Annotated in this window: 14 protein-coding genes; 13 read left to right on the forward strand and 1 reads right to left on the reverse strand. The window is 73.1% G+C overall.

Annotated features, from left to right (window positions below):
- Positions 1-218 precede the first annotated feature (218 nt).
- Entirely contained in the window at positions 219-1,088 is an 870-nt protein-coding gene (locus tag DJ476_RS08810) for a helix-turn-helix transcriptional regulator (RefSeq protein WP_208853481.1), read from the reverse strand.
- A 224-nt stretch (positions 1,089-1,312) separates the two neighbouring features.
- On the opposite strand from DJ476_RS08810, the gene DJ476_RS08815 reads away from it, so the two are divergent.
- The 13 genes from DJ476_RS08815 (at position 1,313) to DJ476_RS08880 (ending at position 15,909) form a co-directional block, all read left to right on the forward strand.
- Positions 1,313-2,728, forward strand: a complete 1,416-nt coding sequence (locus DJ476_RS08815; protein WP_103417329.1) for a COG1470 family protein — start codon at positions 1,313-1,315, stop codon at positions 2,726-2,728.
- Positions 2,729-3,489: 761 nt separating this feature from the next.
- On the forward strand, positions 3,490-5,031 hold the full coding sequence (locus tag DJ476_RS08820; protein ID WP_103417330.1) for a phage tail sheath family protein: 1,542 nt from the start codon (positions 3,490-3,492) through the stop codon (positions 5,029-5,031).
- Between the two features lie 62 nt (positions 5,032-5,093).
- Positions 5,094-5,534, forward strand: coding sequence for a phage tail protein (locus DJ476_RS08825; RefSeq protein ID WP_018492283.1), 441 nt, complete (start codon positions 5,094-5,096; stop codon positions 5,532-5,534).
- Positions 5,531-6,049, forward strand: coding sequence for a hypothetical protein (locus DJ476_RS08830; protein ID WP_103417331.1), 519 nt, complete (start codon positions 5,531-5,533; stop codon positions 6,047-6,049). Before DJ476_RS08825 ends, DJ476_RS08830 begins: the two co-directional genes overlap by 4 nt.
- Positions 6,046-6,204: a DUF6760 family protein gene (locus tag DJ476_RS34845; RefSeq protein WP_018492281.1), complete on the forward strand. Its 159-nt coding sequence runs from the start codon at positions 6,046-6,048 to the stop codon at positions 6,202-6,204. The genes DJ476_RS08830 and DJ476_RS34845 overlap by 4 nt, the downstream gene beginning before the upstream one ends.
- 964 nt (positions 6,205-7,168) lie before the next feature.
- Positions 7,169-9,484 (forward strand): hypothetical protein, encoded by a 2,316-nt coding sequence (locus DJ476_RS35470; protein ID WP_318294484.1) that lies wholly within the window; start codon positions 7,169-7,171, stop codon positions 9,482-9,484.
- A 77-nt stretch (positions 9,485-9,561) separates the two neighbouring features.
- Positions 9,562-9,987 carry a phage tail protein gene (locus DJ476_RS08850; RefSeq protein WP_018492280.1) on the forward strand — a complete coding sequence of 142 codons (426 nt, stop codon included), beginning with the start codon at positions 9,562-9,564 and terminating at the stop codon, positions 9,985-9,987.
- Between the two features lie 67 nt (positions 9,988-10,054).
- Complete coding sequence (locus DJ476_RS08855) at positions 10,055-10,777, forward strand: CIS tube protein (protein ID WP_019761161.1); 723 nt, start codon at positions 10,055-10,057, stop codon at positions 10,775-10,777.
- Complete coding sequence (locus tag DJ476_RS08860; RefSeq protein ID WP_103417333.1) at positions 10,774-12,543, forward strand: VgrG-related protein; 1,770 nt, start codon at positions 10,774-10,776, stop codon at positions 12,541-12,543. The genes DJ476_RS08855 and DJ476_RS08860 overlap by 4 nt, the downstream gene beginning before the upstream one ends.
- 75 nt (positions 12,544-12,618) lie before the next feature.
- Entirely contained in the window at positions 12,619-12,936 is a 318-nt protein-coding gene (locus DJ476_RS08865; protein WP_103417334.1) for a PAAR domain-containing protein, read from the forward strand.
- On the forward strand, positions 12,933-13,358 hold the full coding sequence (locus DJ476_RS08870; protein ID WP_018492276.1) for a GPW/gp25 family protein: 426 nt from the start codon (positions 12,933-12,935) through the stop codon (positions 13,356-13,358). Before DJ476_RS08865 ends, DJ476_RS08870 begins: the two co-directional genes overlap by 4 nt.
- Positions 13,358-15,319: a putative baseplate assembly protein gene (locus DJ476_RS08875; RefSeq protein WP_112490244.1), complete on the forward strand. Its 1,962-nt coding sequence runs from the start codon at positions 13,358-13,360 to the stop codon at positions 15,317-15,319. The genes DJ476_RS08870 and DJ476_RS08875 overlap by 1 nt, the downstream gene beginning before the upstream one ends.
- A complete protein-coding gene (locus tag DJ476_RS08880) occupies positions 15,316-15,909 on the forward strand; it encodes a phage tail protein (RefSeq protein WP_112490245.1) in 594 nt (197 codons plus the stop codon). The genes DJ476_RS08875 and DJ476_RS08880 overlap by 4 nt, the downstream gene beginning before the upstream one ends.
- Position 15,910: the final 1 nt, after the last annotated feature.

Raw genomic sequence — 15,910 nt, forward strand, 5'->3', positions numbered from 1 at the left:
GGCCCCACCGGGAATGCTTCCACCGGGGTTGCTTCGCCGGGCCAGCAGTGCCGGTCACGGCCCACCTCACAGTCTGTCGATGACACTCCACGCTCCACACTTCCTGTCGAGCATCGCGCCCGCGCGGGCAGGAGAACAGGCCCCGAGTACCCGGAGCGGGGGAAGGGACCGCTGCCCTTTGCGGCGCTCCCCCACCCCCGACTCCGGTTCCGGGGTGCTCAGATCAGGCCGTGCCGCATCGCGTATCCCACCGCGTGGGCGCGGTTGCGCAGGTCGAGCCGGGTCGCGACCTCGTGCAGCACGTTCTTGACGGTGCGTTCGGAGTACGAGGTCTTCTGCGCGATCTCCGCCGTGTCGTACCCCTCCGACACCAGCCGGATCATCTCCGCCTCGCGGGCGGTGAGGGTGGAGAGGGTGAGCCCGCGCGGGTCCAGGACGGTCCGCTGGAGGCTGCTGACATGGTCCAGGAGCTTGCCGAGCAGATCGCCGGGGAGGACGCCCTCGCCGTTGGCCATCGCCTTGACCAGATGGATCAGCCGGTCCTGGTCGGCCTCGCCGCGCCGCAGCACGGCGGCGACCCCGCACTCGATCATCGTCTGGAGCGCGCCCGACTCGAAGAAGCCGACGACGAGTCCGGTGCGGGTGGAGGTGTTGCGCTGGAGGCGGTGGAGGAGCTGGACGGTCTGGTCGTCCACCATGTCCACCACCACCAGGGAGACTTGGGCCCGGTCGGCCTCGGCCTCCGGTATCAGCTCGATCTCCGGGCGCATACGGAGCTGGTGGATCATCCCGGTCTGGAGGATCAGGTCCTCCGCGTAGACCGCGACGGTGACCCGGCCGCCGGTGCCGGTTCCGGTGCCGGTCGCCGTTCCCGTACCGGTGGCTGTTCCCGTGCGTACTCCCGTGCCGGTGCGTGCGCCTATGCCCGTGACGGTGCTGGTGCCGGGGCCGGTCGAGGCGCCCGTGCCGGTGCTTGTGCTTGTGCTCGCGCCCGCGCCTGTCGCGTACCGGGCGGCCCGCTGGGCCGCGTCGGGCCTGCGGTACTGCCCGCGCTCGGTCGTCCTGCTCTTCGTCTCTGCCGTTGTCATCGTTCCGCGCCGTCTTCCTCAGGTACTGCCGCCCGATATGCCTGGTCCACTCCCGAAGTTGCCCGTCTTCGGCAGGGGGCGCGGGCCCGGGGCGGGGTCGTCGGGCCCCCGGGCCGGTGTGCGTTCGGGGCACCGGCCCTGCCCGCCCGTTGCCCTCGCGACCCTGCTGCGCAGCCGCCCGGGCGGCTTACGGTCGCAGGGTGACCACATCTGCCGAACTCGAAATGCCCACGGTGACGGTGTCGCCCGGCGGTACCGCGACGACGACGCTGACCGTGCGCAACGACGGTGACATCGTCGAGGCCTACACGCTCGAAGTCGTCGGCGACTGCGCCGCGTGGAGCACCGTCGAGCCGGCCCGCGTCTCGCTCTACCCGGGCACCTCCGAGACGGTGACCCTCACCTTCGCCCCGCCCCGCTCGCACGAGGTCCGGGCGGGCGAGACCCCGCTGGCCGTCCGCGTCCTGCCCGCGGAGCACCCGGAGTCGGTGGTGGTCCCGGAGGGCACGGTCACCGTGGAGCCCTTCCACGAGCTGCGCACCGAGCTGGAGCCGCGCCGCCGCCGGGGCTGGCTGGGCGCCCGCTTCCGTACCGCAGTGCAGAACAAGGGGAACACCCCCGTCGACGTCACCCTGACGGGCAAGCAGGACGGGGAGGAGCTGCGGCTCGGCTTCACTCCGGCCCAGAAGCGGCTGGAGCCCGGCGAGTCGGCCGAGATGAAGCTGAAGGTCCGCGCGACCAAGCTGATCTGGTTCGGTGAGCCGGCCACCTGGCCGTTCGAGGTGCAGGCCGCCGAGGCCGACGCGCCCGTCGAGGCCGCCGAGCCCGCCACCGTGGGAGCCACGGGGGCCGCAGGGGCAGCGGGTTCCGTCGGCGCCAAGGAGCCCACTCGCCCGGAGCCCGTACGGCAGGAGCCGGGCAGCCCCGACCTGTTGCGGCCCGAGCCCGTCCCCGGCGAGTTCCTCCAGCTGCCGGTCCTGCCCAAGTGGCTGCTGATCGTGCTGGCCGCCCTGCTGGCGCTGCTGCTCGCCTGGTTCGCCCTGGTCCGGCCCGCGGTGAAGAGCACCGCCAAGCAGGCGGCGACCGAGGCCGCGCAGGAGGAGGCCGCCCGCGGCGAACAGCAGCAGGGTTCGGCCACGCCGGGCGGCCCGGACAACCCGGCGGGAGGCCAGGGGCAGGGCACCGGTCCGGACGGCCAGGGCACGCCCGGTGGCAACGGCGGCTCCGGTACGGGACCGGGAACAGGCACCGGTCCGGGCGGTACGGGCACCGGGGGCACCCAGCAGAGCTCCGCGACGATCGACGTGGAGAGCCAGGCCGGCGGCCCCGAGGTGGCGGAGACGTACCAGGTTCCGCAGGGCAAGGTGTTCGGGATCACGGACCTCGTGGTGGCGAACTTCCAGGGCGACGAGGGGGTGCTGACCATCTCCTTCGGAGAGCGGAAGATCACCACCATCGCGCTGGAAACCTTCCGCAACCAGGACTATCACTGGGTCACCCCCATTCAGATTCCGGAGAACGCCACGGTCACCGCTGCCGTCACCTGCACCAAGCCCGGCACCCCGGCGACCGGAACGCAGGCTTCGGGCTGCCATCAGGTGGTTAACGTCAGCGGTGTACTCAGCGATCTCGCACGGTAGAACACAGCGGAAACAGCGCCGGGCCCCCTGCGCCGCCGCCTTTCGGTGGCGGCAACGCCTTTCAGTGACGACAAGAGCAGAAACCGGCCCCCGGGGGAAACCCGGCGTGCCGAGTGGTGGCGGATTCATCCTCCCGAATACGCCAAAGGTCTACACCAGTTCGGTCACCTGTGACGCCCGGCATCCCGAGAAGAATATCCGGTTCCGGCGGTCCGGGTCACGAACGGACCTGTTCAGAGCCGTTCCTGACGGTTCGGGGAGAGACAGCGGGCGCCCGATCGGAACCATCGGTCGCCCGCTTCCCTCCTCGGAAATCGGTGGGACGACCACACCTTCTGGGCGCATTCTGGCCGAATCCCGCCACACCACGGAGATTGCCGGGTCACCCCCGTACGCAATTGGGCCACTCCGCGTTCATCCACAAAAAGAGATACCGAACACACTCCCCCGACGAACCGGAATCCTTCCCTCCGGGGAATCCCGCGGCCAATCCGCCACCGCGGACCGGACCGGAACTGTTCCGTGATCCGCTGTTCGCCTCTCCTTCGTCCCGGCCCTGTCGGAATACGCCCCTCCCGACGGTGGCGTGCGTGAATCCGGCGCGTGGCGCGGGCGGTCCGCCGAGGGCAGCGTTCACCGCCGCGGGGGTGCCCGGGAAGGCAGCGCCCTTGCCCCGCGCCCAGGACTTCCGGACCTACTCCCCGTCACCACCGCCGGGCAAGACTGGCCGGTGAACGAGTGACCACCCCGAAGGAGCGAGCATGCCGTCGTACCTCACCCCCGGTGTATACGTGGAGGAGGTGCAGTCCGGAGCACGGCCCATCGAGGGAGTCGGCACCGCGGTCGCAGCCTTCGTCGGCTTCGCCGAGACAGGCCCCTTCCACCAGCCGACGCTGGTGACCAACTGGGACCAGTACGTCCAGACGTTCGGCACCTTCACCGCCGACACCTACCTCACCCACGCCGTCTACGGCTTCTTCGCCAACGGCGGCGGCGCGGCCTACATCGTGCGCATCGGCGGCCCCGCCCAGGGCTCCTCCGGCTCCACGGGCCCCGGCGCCGTCGCCCCCGCCCCGGCGCCCGTCGCGCTCGGCGGCTTCCTGGTCTCCGCCAAGTCCGGTACGGGCGACGGCCTCTCGGTCGAGATCGCCGACGCCGAGGGCGAGAACCCCCCGGAGGACCGCTTCAAGCTGCTGGTCCGTCAGGCCGGCAAGGTGGTGGAGACGTACGACGTCTCCACCCGCAAGAACGTCAAGGGCTACCTGGTCACCCAGGCCCGCGACTCCAAGCTGATCCAGGTCGCCGAGCAGCCCGGCACGGCCCAGAGCCGCCCCGAGAAGCAGACCGTCGCCCTGGCCCCGGCCACACCCGCCCCCGGTTCCGGTGTGGCGCGGCTCGACGCCTCGGAGTACGTCGGTGACGCCGCCGCCCGTACCGGGTTCGCGGGTCTGGAGGCGATCGACGAGATCACCATGGTCGCCGTCCCGGACCTGATGAGCGCCTTCCAGCGCGGCGAGATCGACGCCGAGGGCGTCAAGACCGTGCAGCTGGCCGTCATCTCGCACTGCGAGCAGATGGGCGACCGGGTCGCCGTCCTGGACACCCCGCCCGGGCTCAACGCCCAGCAGGTCCGCACCTGGCGCAACGACGAGGCCGGCTACGACTCGCGCTACGCCACCCTCTACTACCCCTGGGTCAAGGTCTTCGACCCGGCGAGCGGCCGCAACTCCCTGGTCCCGCCGAGCGGTCACGTGGCCGGTGTCTGGGCGCGCAGCGACGGTGAGCGCGGAGTCCACAAGGCCCCCGCCAACGAGGTCATCCGCGGTGCGGTGGACCTGGAGATCCGGCTCAGCAAGGGCGAGCAGGACCTGCTGAACCCGATCGGCGTCAACTGCGTCCGGGCCTTCCCGGGCCGGGGCATCCGCATCTGGGGCGCCCGCACCCTCTCCTCCGACCCGGCCTGGCGCTACCTCAACGTGCGCCGGCTCTTCAACTACCTGGAGGAGTCCATCCTCCTGGGCACCCAGTGGGTGGTGTTCGAGCCGAACGACGACCGTCTCTGGTCGAGCATCCGGCGCAACGTCACCGCCTTCCTCACCGAGGAGTGGCGCCGCGGCGCGCTGTTCGGCCGCACGGCCGAGGAGGCGTTCTACGTCCGGTGCGACCGGAGCAACAACCCGCAGGAGTCGATCGACCTCGGTCAGGTCGTCTGCGAGATCGGGGTCGCCCCGGTGAAGCCGGCGGAGTTCGTGGTCTTCCGGCTCTCGCAGTTCTCCGACAGCACCAGCCTCGTCGACGAGTGACCCTCGCAGCCCCTTTCCCCCACCCACAGCACCATCGCAACCGGAACAGGTGACACACAGTCATGGCAGAGGGCGACGCTCTTTCCACCCACGTCTTCGGCGTGCAGCTCGGCGGCTATCTCGTGGAGTCCATCCAGGAGATCAGCGGGCTGACCGTCGAGGAGGAGGTCGTCGAGGTCCGTCAGGTGACCTCCGACGGCAAGCAGATCATCCGCAAGCAGCCGGGGGCGCGCCAGGCCGGTGAGGTGACGATCACCCGCGGGCTCGACAAGAGCAGCGAGTTCACCACCTGGATCAAGGAGACGCTCAACAACGGGGCCGTCGACACCGCGCGCCAGAACCTCACGATCGAGATCAAGGACTCGACCGGTGAGACCGTCCGGCGCATCCAGCTCATGCAGGGCTGGGCCTCCAAGTGGGAGGGCCCCTCGCTCAAGGCCGGCGAGTCCAGCGCCGCGACCGAGACGGTGACCATCACCTTCGAGGAGATCGTGGTCGAATGAGGCGCCGCACCGTCTCGCCGGGCAGCGGCCTCGAAGAGACCCTCGACAACCTGGCCGCGGCGGCCGCCGCACGCCAGGAGGCTCCGGCCGCCGCGGCGCCCGCGGCGGCGGCCCCCGCCCGCGCACCCCAGCGCGAACGGGAGTCCCTGCAGACGGAGTTCGCCTTCGAGCTGCCCCGCGGGTACGTGGACGACGAGGGCCAGGTGCACCGGCACGGCACCATGCGGCTCGCCACCGCCCGGGACGAGCTGCGCCCGCAGATCGACCTGCGGGTGAAGGAGAACCCGGCGTATCTGTCGGTGGTGCTGCTGAGCCAGGTGATCACCCAGCTCGGCACGGTCACCGATGTGCACGCCGGGATCGTGGAGCGGATGTACGCCACCGACGTGGCGTTCCTCCAGGACTTCTACCGCCGGATCAACAGCGAGGGCCACACGCACGCCGCGGTGACCTGCCCGCTCTGCCACGGCTCGTTCGAGGTGGACCTCTCGGGTGGGCGCCTGGGGGAATCGTGACGTACGCGCTTCCCCGGTTGCGGGAGGAGATCGCGTACGTCGCCTACCACTTCCATTGGCAGCGTGAGGACATTCTCGACCTCACCCACGCGGAGCGTCAGCAGTGGGTGCGGGAGATAGCGCGGATCAACACCCGCGTCAACGAAGGCGGGTGATCGTGTGGGGTTCGGGGACTGGCTGCGCCGCCGGACGGACGGGCCGGGGGCAGGTGTCGCTGATGCGGTTGCCGGTCCGGTTGCCGGTTCCGGGGGTGATGCTTCGGCTGGTGTCGGGGCTGATGCTGCGGCTGAGGTCGGGGCCTCCGCTTCCGGCGGTTCCGCTTCCGGTTCCGGCGGCTCCGGCGGTTCCGACTGGGACGGGGGGTGGCGTCGGGTCGCCCCGCCCGCGGTGACCGTCGCCCGGTCCTCGATCGGGGTGAGCGACGGCCTGCGGTTCCGGTCCCAGCTCGCTTCGTGGCAGAACCCCACCCTCGGCGGCGAGTTGGGCCACGCCGTCATGCCGTCGGCTCCCGTGGGCCTCATCCACGGCGTCGCCCGCCCGGGCGTCCCGCGTTCCGCTTCCCCCGGGGGGCCGCTGCTGCTGCGGGCGGCCCGTCCGGAGGCGGAGGGCGAGCCGGGCGGGGCGGCGGGGACCGCTGCGGGCGAGCTGCCCGCGGCGAAGACCGTACGGACGGTACGGCCGAAGGCCACGCCGACCGTGCAGCGCACGGCGAAGGCGACGAAGGAAGCGCAGACCGGGGGCGCTGCGGCTCCGGCTGCTCCGACGGCTTCTGCTGCTCCTGCGCCCCCTGCTGCTCGGGAAGGTGCCGGGGCTGCGGGCCCGGACACGAGTGCCTCTTCGGCTGCGGAGCCCGTACCGGCTTCGGCTTCGGCTTCGGCTTCGGCTTCGGCTTCGGCTTCGGCTTCGGCTTCGGCTTCGGCTTCGGCTTCGGTACAGCGTGCGCGGCCTGCCGCTGTACGTCCTCGGCACACCGCACCACCGCTGATCGTGGCCCGGCGTCCGGCGATGCGGCTGCGGCAGATCACGGGGGTGGCGCCGAGCGGGCCGGCAGCCCCGGCTCCCAGCCCCGCAGCCGCCCCGACTGCCTCTTCCGTACCTGCAGTGCCTGCAGTGCCTGCCGTGCCTGCCGCTCCCGCTGCGGCCGCCGCTCCCTCCTCACCTGCTGGTGCCGCCCCCGAGGCCGTACGTCCCGCCCTCGGCAAGCCTCTGCGCGAGATGCCCTCCGGGGCCATCCCCGCCGCACCGGCAGGGCAAGGGCAGGCCTCACCAGCTGCCCCGGCAGGGCAGGACGCGGCGGCCATGCCGGTGCTGCAGCGCCGGGCGGCGGAGACAACGGCAGCGGCTGGGCCCACCTCGCCCGCTGCCCCGGCACCGGAGCAGCGGGTGGTGACGAAGACGCCCCGCACCTCGCCCGCCGCACCGACGCCCGTACAGAAGGCTCCGGCCACGGGCTCGACCCAGGCACGGGGGCAGGCGCAGGGGCCGACGTCCGCCGCCGCAGCACCGCATGAGGTTCAGCGCCGGGCCGATGCCTCCGGTTCGGACTCCGGTGCCCGCGCCCGTACGCGTGGAGGGATCGGTACGCCGCTCCCCTCGCTCCCGTCGACCGCCCGGCTCCAGCCCGACGCGCCCCTCCTCGGCGACCGCCGCCGTACGCAGCCGGGCCCCTCGGCCACCCCGGGCACCCCGGCTTCTCCGAGCGGCACGCCCCCGCAGACCTCCGCCACGCCCCCGAGCGCACCGACCACCCCGAGCGCGCCGCCCTCGATGCCGGTGCGCTCGTCCGCCGCGCCCGTACAGCGCGCGGCGGACGGCGGACACCCCCACTCCCGTACGAGTACGCGTGTCAGTACGGCCCCGAGTACGCCCGCACCCGGCGCCACCGCCTCCCCGGCCGCTCCCCCGGCGCCGGTCCGCATCCGGAACATCGGCCCGCGGCCGCGCCCGGGGCAGACCGCCGCAGCGCCACTTGCACCCACCGTCCAGCGGGCACGCACCCTGCTCTCGGGCAGGACGCTGGAGGTGAACACCGGTTCCGCCGAAGGATTCTCGGCGGTACCGGCCACCACGGCCGACGGCACCACGGCCCGCCCGGTCGTGGCGGCCACCTGGCGCCGCGACGTTCAGCAGCCGGCCCACGGATCCCCCGGCCCGCCCCCGGGTGCTCAGGGCTTTGCGCCCCCATCGGCCGCAGGCGCGCAGCCCGCCGCCCTCCGGCACAGCTCGGCGTCCGCCGCCCCGCCCCACCTGACCACCCGCACCTCCGGCCCGGCCGCCGCACCCGCGTCCCCGGCAGCAACCCCGGCGCCCGGCGCCACCGTCCAGCGCGCCGTGCACGCCGCCTCCGCCTTTACGTCCCGGCGGGCCTCCGGCGGCGGAACCGGCCCGCAGCAGGCCACCACCGCACCCCAGGCCACGCCGACCCGCAAGACGCCCAGGCGCAAGGCGGACCGCACCCGTAAGGCAGACCGCACTCGTAAGGCGGACCGCGCCACCGCGAAGCCCGCCCAGAACAGCTCCCCCGCCCCGACCCCGGTGACCGCCCCGGCCCCGGCAACGCACGCGCACGCGCACGCCCCTGGTGGCGTGCTCCAACGGCTCGTACGGCGGCGATCCGCGCCCAGCTCCGTACCCACGGCCGCGGCACCCTCCAGCCCGGGCAGCCCGGCCGCCGAGCAGGCGCCGATGCCTCCCGCGAAGGGCTCCGGCCACCACGGCTCGCAGCCGCCCGCCGTCCAGCTCGCCGCCTCGGCCTCCGCCGCCGCGCCACGCACACCGACCCTGCCGTCGATGCCCACCGCGACATCCCCGGCAGCCGCGCCCGCACCGCAGCACGCCCCGACCACCGCCCCGCGCACCCCCGCCACCGCGACCACCCGCCACCGCCCGGTCCCGGTCGTCCGCCCCCATCCCCCCGCACCGGCCCAGCACGGGGCCATCGTCGTCCCCGTCCAGCGGATGCCCCTGCCGGTCGTGCCCGACCCGGCCGGTCCGCCGCCCGCAGGTCCGGCCCCCGGCGGCGACGCCCCCGCGTACGGGCCACAGCCCCTCTCCGTACGGGTTCCGCCGCGCACGCCCTCCCCGGCCCGCGGCGCGAGTGGTCCCGGCACCACGCACCGGCAGCCGCCGACCCAGGCCCAGGCGCTCCAGCGCGCGGCCGCCCAAGCGGGCCTCACCGGCGTCCCGGTGAAGGCGGTCCCGCCGAAGAGCGCCCGGCCGACGACCATCCAGCGGTCCGACACCACCGACGCCGCCGACATCACGGGCACCCCCGACACCATCCCCGCAGAGACCACCGCACCCGCGAACCGGATCACCGGGGCGGAGCTGGACGCGCTGGCCCGGCGGTTGATCGACCCCGTCAGCCGGCTGATCCGGGCCGACATGCGGCGCGGGCGGGAGCGCGCCGGGCGGCCCCACGACGGCCGCCGCTGAGGAGCCTCGGCCCCCGCACACCGCCCCCCCGCAGGAACAAGCTCCAGCACCGCACAGCAGAGAAGAAGAGAAACGGCATGACGGACAACATCTTCGCGACGAGCGTGTTCTTCAAGCTCGTGATCGGCGGCAGCGACCTGGGGGCCTTCCACACCTGCTCGGGGCTGGGCGCGGAGGTGGAGATGGAGACGTACGCCGAGGGCGGCAACAACGGCTTCACCTGGCATCTGCCGGGACGCATCACCTGGACCAACATCACGCTGACCCGGCCGGTCACCGCCGACACGATGAAGATCGCCCGCTGGCTGAACGAGACGATCCAGCGGGTCGAGCCGAAGGACGGCGAGATCGTCGCCCTGCGTCCGGACCTCAGCCGGATCATCAGCTGGCAGGTGCAGGGCATCGTCCCGGTGCGCTGGCAGGGCCCCTCGTTCGACCCGGCCAACTCCCAGGCGGCGATCGAGACGTTGGAGATCGCGCACGAGGGGCTCGAGGCCTCCTGATGAACCGTCACCATCGAGTCAGCGCCCCAGTCAGCGCCCCAGCCCCCGGCCCGGAAGGAGGAACGCCATGTCACCCGCTCTGCGTGCGAGCCGTGCGCGCGCCCAACTGACCATCATGGAACCGCCGTCGACAGTCGGCGCCAAGCCGGGCGGCAGACTCGCCCAGCTCACGCTCCAGTTCAACCCGAACAAGCTGTCACTGAGCAAGAGCACCGAGTGGCGGCGCACCCCGTCCCGGATGGCCGGGCAGTCCGCGCTGCCCGAGTTCGTGGGGAGCGGGCCGCGTTCACTCTCGCTGGAGGTCTTCCTCGACGCGACGGCGACCCATGACAACTCCGTGGAGAAGGCGGTGGAGCAGCTGATGATCGCCTGCGTGCCCACGCCGACCAGTCTCGCGCGCAAGACGCCCGCGAGCCCCTGGGTGCGGTTCGACTGGGGGACGTCACGGACGACCTCGTTCGACGGTGTGCTCTCCAACCTCTCCGTCTCCTACACCCTGTTCGACGTGGACGGGAAGCCGCTCCGCGCCACCTGTTCTCTCTCCATCGAGGAGGCGAGCGTCGACCCGGCGGGCCAGAACCCCACCTCGGGGTCGAAGGAGGCGCGGCGGACGCACCGGGTCGTGGCCGGGGACAGTCTGCCGCTGCTCGCCTGGCGGGAGTACGGCGACGCCACCGCCTGGCGGACGATCGCGGAGGCCAACGACATCGACAATCCCATGCAGTTGACCCCGGGCAGCGAACTCCTCGTGCCGGGTCTGGAAGACCATCTCGCGGAGGGCCGCCGATGACCGCGTCCTCCCCGGGGCGTTCCTTCGCCGCCGACCCCATCGTGGAGATCCCCGCCGAGCTTCCGCTGGGCTGGGCCGCCCAGTTGGTGAGCTGTGTGGTCGACGAGAACATCGGCCTGCCGGACACCGCCGTGCTGACCTACCGGGACCCGGACCACGATCTGCTGAGCGAGAGCGGGATCACCCTCGGCACCCCGCTCAAGATCTCCGTCGTCACCGTCCAGGACCGGGCCCGTGAGCGGCTGTTCACCGGCGAGGTGACGGCGATCGAGCTGGACCACGACACCACCGGCACGTTCACCGTGATCCGGGCGTTCTCCCGGGCGCACCGGCTCCAGCGCGGCCGGAAGGTGGTGGCGTACCGGAACATGAAGACGGCGGACATCGTGCGGAAGGTCGCCGCGGGCGCCGGGCTGACCTGCGGCAAGGTCGAGGCGGCGCCGATCACGTACAAGCAGCTGACCCAGCCGAACGTCTCCGACTGGGAGTTCCTCCAGCATCTGGCGGCCGAGAGCGGGGCGCAGGTGCGGGTGGACGATCAGGGCGTGCTCCAGTTCACCAGGCCCAAGCCGGCGTCCTCGGCGCCCTCGCCCGACACCCGGGCCGCCAAGCACCCGATGGTGCTGGAGTACGGGGACAACCTGCTCGCGCTGCGTGCGGTGGTGACCGGGTCGGACGGGGCCGGGGACGTGGAGGTGCGCGGCTGGAACGTCGACACCAAGACCCGGCTGGTGGCGCGGGAGCAGTCCGTGCGCAGCAGGACCGTGACGCCCGGGATGAGCCCGTCGGTGGCGGCCGGGGCGTTCGGCGCGAGCGCCCGGATGACCGTCGCCGACACCCCGTACCGCACCCAGGCGGAGACCACGGCCGTGGCCGGGGCGGTGTCGGCGCAGGTCAGCTCGGGGTTCGGGGAGATCGAGGCGGTGGCCTTCGGCAACCCCCAGCTGCGGGCGGGCGAGCCGGTGGCCCTCGGCAACGTGGGCCCCGCCTTCTCCGGCCGCTACACCGCCACCGCCGCCCACCACGTCCTGGAGCCGGACGGCGGCTACCGCACCACCGTGATCGTCAGCGCCTCCCCCGACCGTTCGCTGGCCGGGCTGACCGGCGGCGGTGCCCCCTCGCGCGGCCCGCGCATCCCCGGGCTCGCGATCGGCGTGGTCACCGACATCCGCGAGGGCAAGGGCCAACGGGGCTGGGTGCGGCTGAAGTTCCCCTGGCTCGACGACACGTACGTCACCGACTGGGTCCGTACGGTGCAGTGGGGCGGCAACGGGGGCGGCGGGGTCTTCAGCCCCGAGGTCAACGACGAGGTGCTGGTCGGCTTCGAACAGGGGCTGCTGGACAGCCCGTACGTCCTGGGCGGCCTGTACAACGGCATCGACCGGCCGTCCGAGCATGACGTCCCGCTCGTCGACAAGACCAGCGGCAAGGTCAACCGCCGTTCCCTGGTGTCCCGTTCGGGCAACCGGCTGGAGCTGCTGGACACCCCGCGCGGCCCGTCGGGGGTCCGGCTGGCGAGCGGGAACAAGCGGCTCGAGGTCCTGCTGGACGAGCGGAAGAACGAGATCGCCCTGACCGTCTTCGCCCCCGGCTCCAAGCGGCCGCAGAGTTCCGTGACGCTCTCCTCGTCGGGCATCACGCTCGACGCCGGTACGGGGAACGTCGAGGTCAAGGGGCGGTCGGTGACCATCAACGGCAAGACGGGGGTCACCGTGGACGGCGGCCTGCTCGCCGTGCTGAAGGCCAAGCTGATCCGCATCAACTGACCCCATCAACTGGCTTCGCGCTCAAGTCCACTGACCCTGTATCAACTCACTTCCGCAGCTAGGAGAACCCCGGCCATGCCCCCCGCAGCCCGTACGGGCGACAGCACCGCCCACGGTGGCCTGATCGGCACCCCGCCCCCGGGCGCGGTGGCCGTCGCCACCGTGCTGATCGGCGGCCGGCCCGCGGCCGTCACCGGGAGCCTGCACGTGTGCGTGGTCCCCCCGCACGCGGCCCTCGGGCCGGGCAACGTGATCATGCCCAACCCGGCGGCGGCCGTCTCCGGCCCGGTGCTGATCGGCGGGCTGCCCGCCGCCCGGATGGGCGACAGGACCACCTGCGGCGCGCCCGTCATCAGCGGCGCGCTCAACGTCCTGATCGGGGGCGCGATATGAGCGGCGACGGATTCATCGGGCGCGGCTGGGGCTTCCCCCTGCGCACCGGCCCGACCGGCGGGATCGCCCTGGTGGAGCGGGACCGGGAGATCGAGGAGGCCATCGGGCTGATCCTCGGTACGGCACCGGGCGAGCGGCCGATGCGGCCGGAGTTCGGCTGCGGCATCCATGACTACGTCTTCGCGCCCGGCGACGGCGCGACCGCCGGGCGGATCGCCCAGGAGGTCCGCACCTCGCTGGAGCGGTGGGAGCCGCGGATCGAGGTGACGGACGTGGTGATCGCGTTCGACGCGATCGAGGAGGGCACGCTCTACATCGACGTGCGCTACACCGTGCGGGCCACCAACGACCTGCGGAACCTGGTGTTCCCCTTCTACACGATCCCCTCGGAAGAAGGCTCGTCGGAAGCGGGTGTGCGCTGATGGCCCTGCCCTCCCCCAACCTGGACGACCGGCGCTTCCAGCAGCTCGTCGACGAGGCCAAGCGGTACGTCCAGCAGCGCTCGCCGGAGTGGACCGACCACAATGTGTCGGACCCCGGGGTCACGCTGATCGAGACGTTCGCGTACATGGTCGACCAGTTGCTGTACCGGTTGAACCGGGTGCCGGACAAGAACTACGCGGCCTTCCTGGACCTGTTGGGCGTGACCCTGTTCCCGCCGACCGTCGCCCGTGCCGAGGTGGACTTCTGGCTCTCCGCGCCGCAGCCGGAGACCGTGCACCTGGTCGCCGGGACCGAGGTGGCGACCGCGCGCGGGGAGGCGGAGGAGCCGGTGGTGTTCACCACCTCCGACGACCTGCCGATCGTGCCGAGCGAGCTGGTCCGGCTGGTGACCGCGCCGAAGACCGGTGACCAGACCGACCGGACCGGGCCGCTCGGGGCGGGCAAGGACATCCCGTGCTTCTCGCCGCGCCCGGAGCCGGGTGACGCGCTGCTCTTCGGGCTGCCCACCGCCGTACCGCGCTGCATCGTCGCCGTAGGCCTGGACAGCCGGGTGGAGGGCGTGGGCGTCGACCCGCGGCAGCCTCCGCTGGTCTGGGAGGCGTGGGACGGGGCCCGGTGGGTGGAGTGCGCGACCGGGGACGACACCACCGGCGGGCTCAACCGGCCGGGCGAGGTCATCGTGTTCGTCCCGGCCGGGCACACCGCGTCGGTCGTCGCCGGGACCCGGGCGGGGTGGCTGCGCTGCCGGGTGACACCGCCCGAGCCGGGCCAGCCGTTCTACTCCGAGTCGCCGACGATCCGCGAGGCCGAGGTGTTCACGGTCGGCGGTACGGCCGCCGTCGAGCACGCGGAGACCGTGCTCGACGTGCCCCTCGGGGTCTCGGAGGGGGTGGCCGGACAGCGGTTCTCGGTGAGCCGGGTGCCGCTGCTGATGGACGGCGACCCGCCGGTGGTCCAGGTGTCGACCGCCGAGGGCTGGCAGATCTGGACGCCCGTCGAGCACTTCGGGGCCTCCGCGCCCGGTGACCGGCACGTACGGATCGACGCGGTCTCCGGGGAGTTCGCGTTCCCGCCGGAGGTACGGGAGCCGGACGGCACGATGCGTGCGTACGGGGCCGTCCCGGCGAAGGGCGCCCAGCTCCGCGTCCCCCGCTACCGCACGGGCGGCGGGTCGGCCGGGAACGTGGCCCGGGGCGCGATCTCCGTGCTGCGCAGCTCGGTCCCGTACATCGCGCGGGTCGACAACCGGGAGGCGGCGACCGGGGGCGTGGACGGGGAGACCGTCGAGAACGCCAAGGTGCGCGCCCCCAACATCCTGCGGGTGCAGGAGCGGGCGGTCACGGCCCGGGACTACGAGGTCATCGCCCATGAGGCCGCGCCCTCGCTGTGCCGGGTGCGGTGTCTGCCGGCGGTGGCGGGCGAGGGCGGTGCGGTACGGGTGCTGGTGGTGCCGGACGCGGTCCCGGACGAGGGCGGCCAGCTGCGGTTCGAGCAGCTGATCCCGTCGGACCAGGTGCTCGCGGCGGTGGCCCGGCGGCTGGACGAACGCCGTCTGGTGGGGACCCGGCTGGTCGTGGAGCCGCCCGCCTACCAGGGCGTCACGGTGGTGGCCCGGCTGGTCGCGGCCCCGGGCGAGGTGGACCGGGTGCGCGCGGAGGCGCTGGAGGCCCTGTTCCGGCTGATCGACCCGCTGCGGGGCGGTGCGGACGGTACGGGGTGGCCGTTCGGGCGGCCGGTGCAGTACGGGGAGGTGTTCGCCGTGCTCCAGCAGGTGCGGGGGGCCGGTCTGGTGGAGGAGGTCCGGCTCTTCCCGGCCGACCCGATCACCGGGCGGCGCGGCGGCGCGGTGGACCGGATCGACGTGGCCGCGGGCGCGCTGGTCTTCTCCCACCAGCACCAGGTGATCGTCACGCCGAGCGGGCCGGGTGAGGGCGTATGAGCGGCCGGGCCGCCGTACCCGGGCTGCCGAGCCGCTACCCGATCGGTGAGCTGCTGCCCGCCCTGTACGCCGACGACGACCTGGCCCAGCGGTTCACGGCCGGGCTCGACACGGTCCTGGCCCCGGTGCTCTCCACCCTGGACAATCTGCCCGCCTACTTCGACCCGGCCCTCGCCCCGGCCGACTTCCTGCCCTGGCTGGCGACCTGGGTGGGCGCGGGCATCGACCCGGCCTGGCCGCCGGAGCTGCAACGGGCCGTGGTGGCCCGGGCGGTGGAGCTGCACCGGTGGCGCGGTACCCGGCGCGGCCTGGTCGACCATCTCCGGCTCTGCTTCGGCGTGCACGCCGACGTACGGGACGGCGGGGGCGTGGCGTGGTCGGTCGAGCCCGGTACGGAGCTGCCCCCGGCCCCGACCGGTGAACTGCTCGTACGTGTCTGGCCCGTGGCCCCCGGCGCCACGGTGGACGCGGCCCGCGTCCTGGAGGTGGTGACGGCCTCCTGCCCGGTCCACCTCACCTGCCGGGTGGAGATCCTGCCGGGCCCGCCGGAGGCGGCGCCCGGGACGGCCACAGAGACGACGGGAGGCTGAC

The sequence above is a fragment of the Streptomyces bacillaris genome (genome assembly GCF_003268675.1).
In the GTDB taxonomy this organism is placed as follows: Bacteria; Actinomycetota; Actinomycetes; order Streptomycetales; family Streptomycetaceae; genus Streptomyces; species Streptomyces bacillaris.

Excerpts from the sequence above, each read along its gene's own strand:
- DJ476_RS08870 (WP_018492276.1), top strand. The coding sequence starts at position 12,933 with ATGAGCGGCGACGGATTCATCGGGCGCGGCTGGGGCTTCCCCCTGCGC.
- DJ476_RS08855 (WP_019761161.1), top strand. The coding sequence starts at position 10,055 with ATGTCACCCGCTCTGCGTGCGAGCCGTGCGCGCGCCCAACTGACCATC.
- DJ476_RS08860 (WP_103417333.1), top strand. The coding sequence starts at position 10,774 with ATGACCGCGTCCTCCCCGGGGCGTTCCTTCGCCGCCGACCCCATCGTG.
- DJ476_RS08815 (WP_103417329.1), top strand. The coding sequence starts at position 1,313 with ATGCCCACGGTGACGGTGTCGCCCGGCGGTACCGCGACGACGACGCTG.
- DJ476_RS08820 (WP_103417330.1), top strand. The coding sequence starts at position 3,490 with ATGCCGTCGTACCTCACCCCCGGTGTATACGTGGAGGAGGTGCAGTCC.
- DJ476_RS08875 (WP_112490244.1), top strand. The coding sequence starts at position 13,358 with ATGGCCCTGCCCTCCCCCAACCTGGACGACCGGCGCTTCCAGCAGCTC.
- DJ476_RS08850 (WP_018492280.1), top strand. The coding sequence starts at position 9,562 with ATGACGGACAACATCTTCGCGACGAGCGTGTTCTTCAAGCTCGTGATC.
- DJ476_RS08825 (WP_018492283.1), top strand. The coding sequence starts at position 5,094 with ATGGCAGAGGGCGACGCTCTTTCCACCCACGTCTTCGGCGTGCAGCTC.
- DJ476_RS08880 (WP_112490245.1), top strand. The coding sequence starts at position 15,316 with ATGAGCGGCCGGGCCGCCGTACCCGGGCTGCCGAGCCGCTACCCGATC.
- DJ476_RS08810 (WP_208853481.1), bottom strand. The coding sequence starts at position 1,088 with ATGACAACGGCAGAGACGAAGAGCAGGACGACCGAGCGCGGGCAGTAC.
- DJ476_RS08830 (WP_103417331.1), top strand. The coding sequence starts at position 5,531 with ATGAGGCGCCGCACCGTCTCGCCGGGCAGCGGCCTCGAAGAGACCCTC.
- DJ476_RS08865 (WP_103417334.1), top strand. The coding sequence starts at position 12,619 with ATGCCCCCCGCAGCCCGTACGGGCGACAGCACCGCCCACGGTGGCCTG.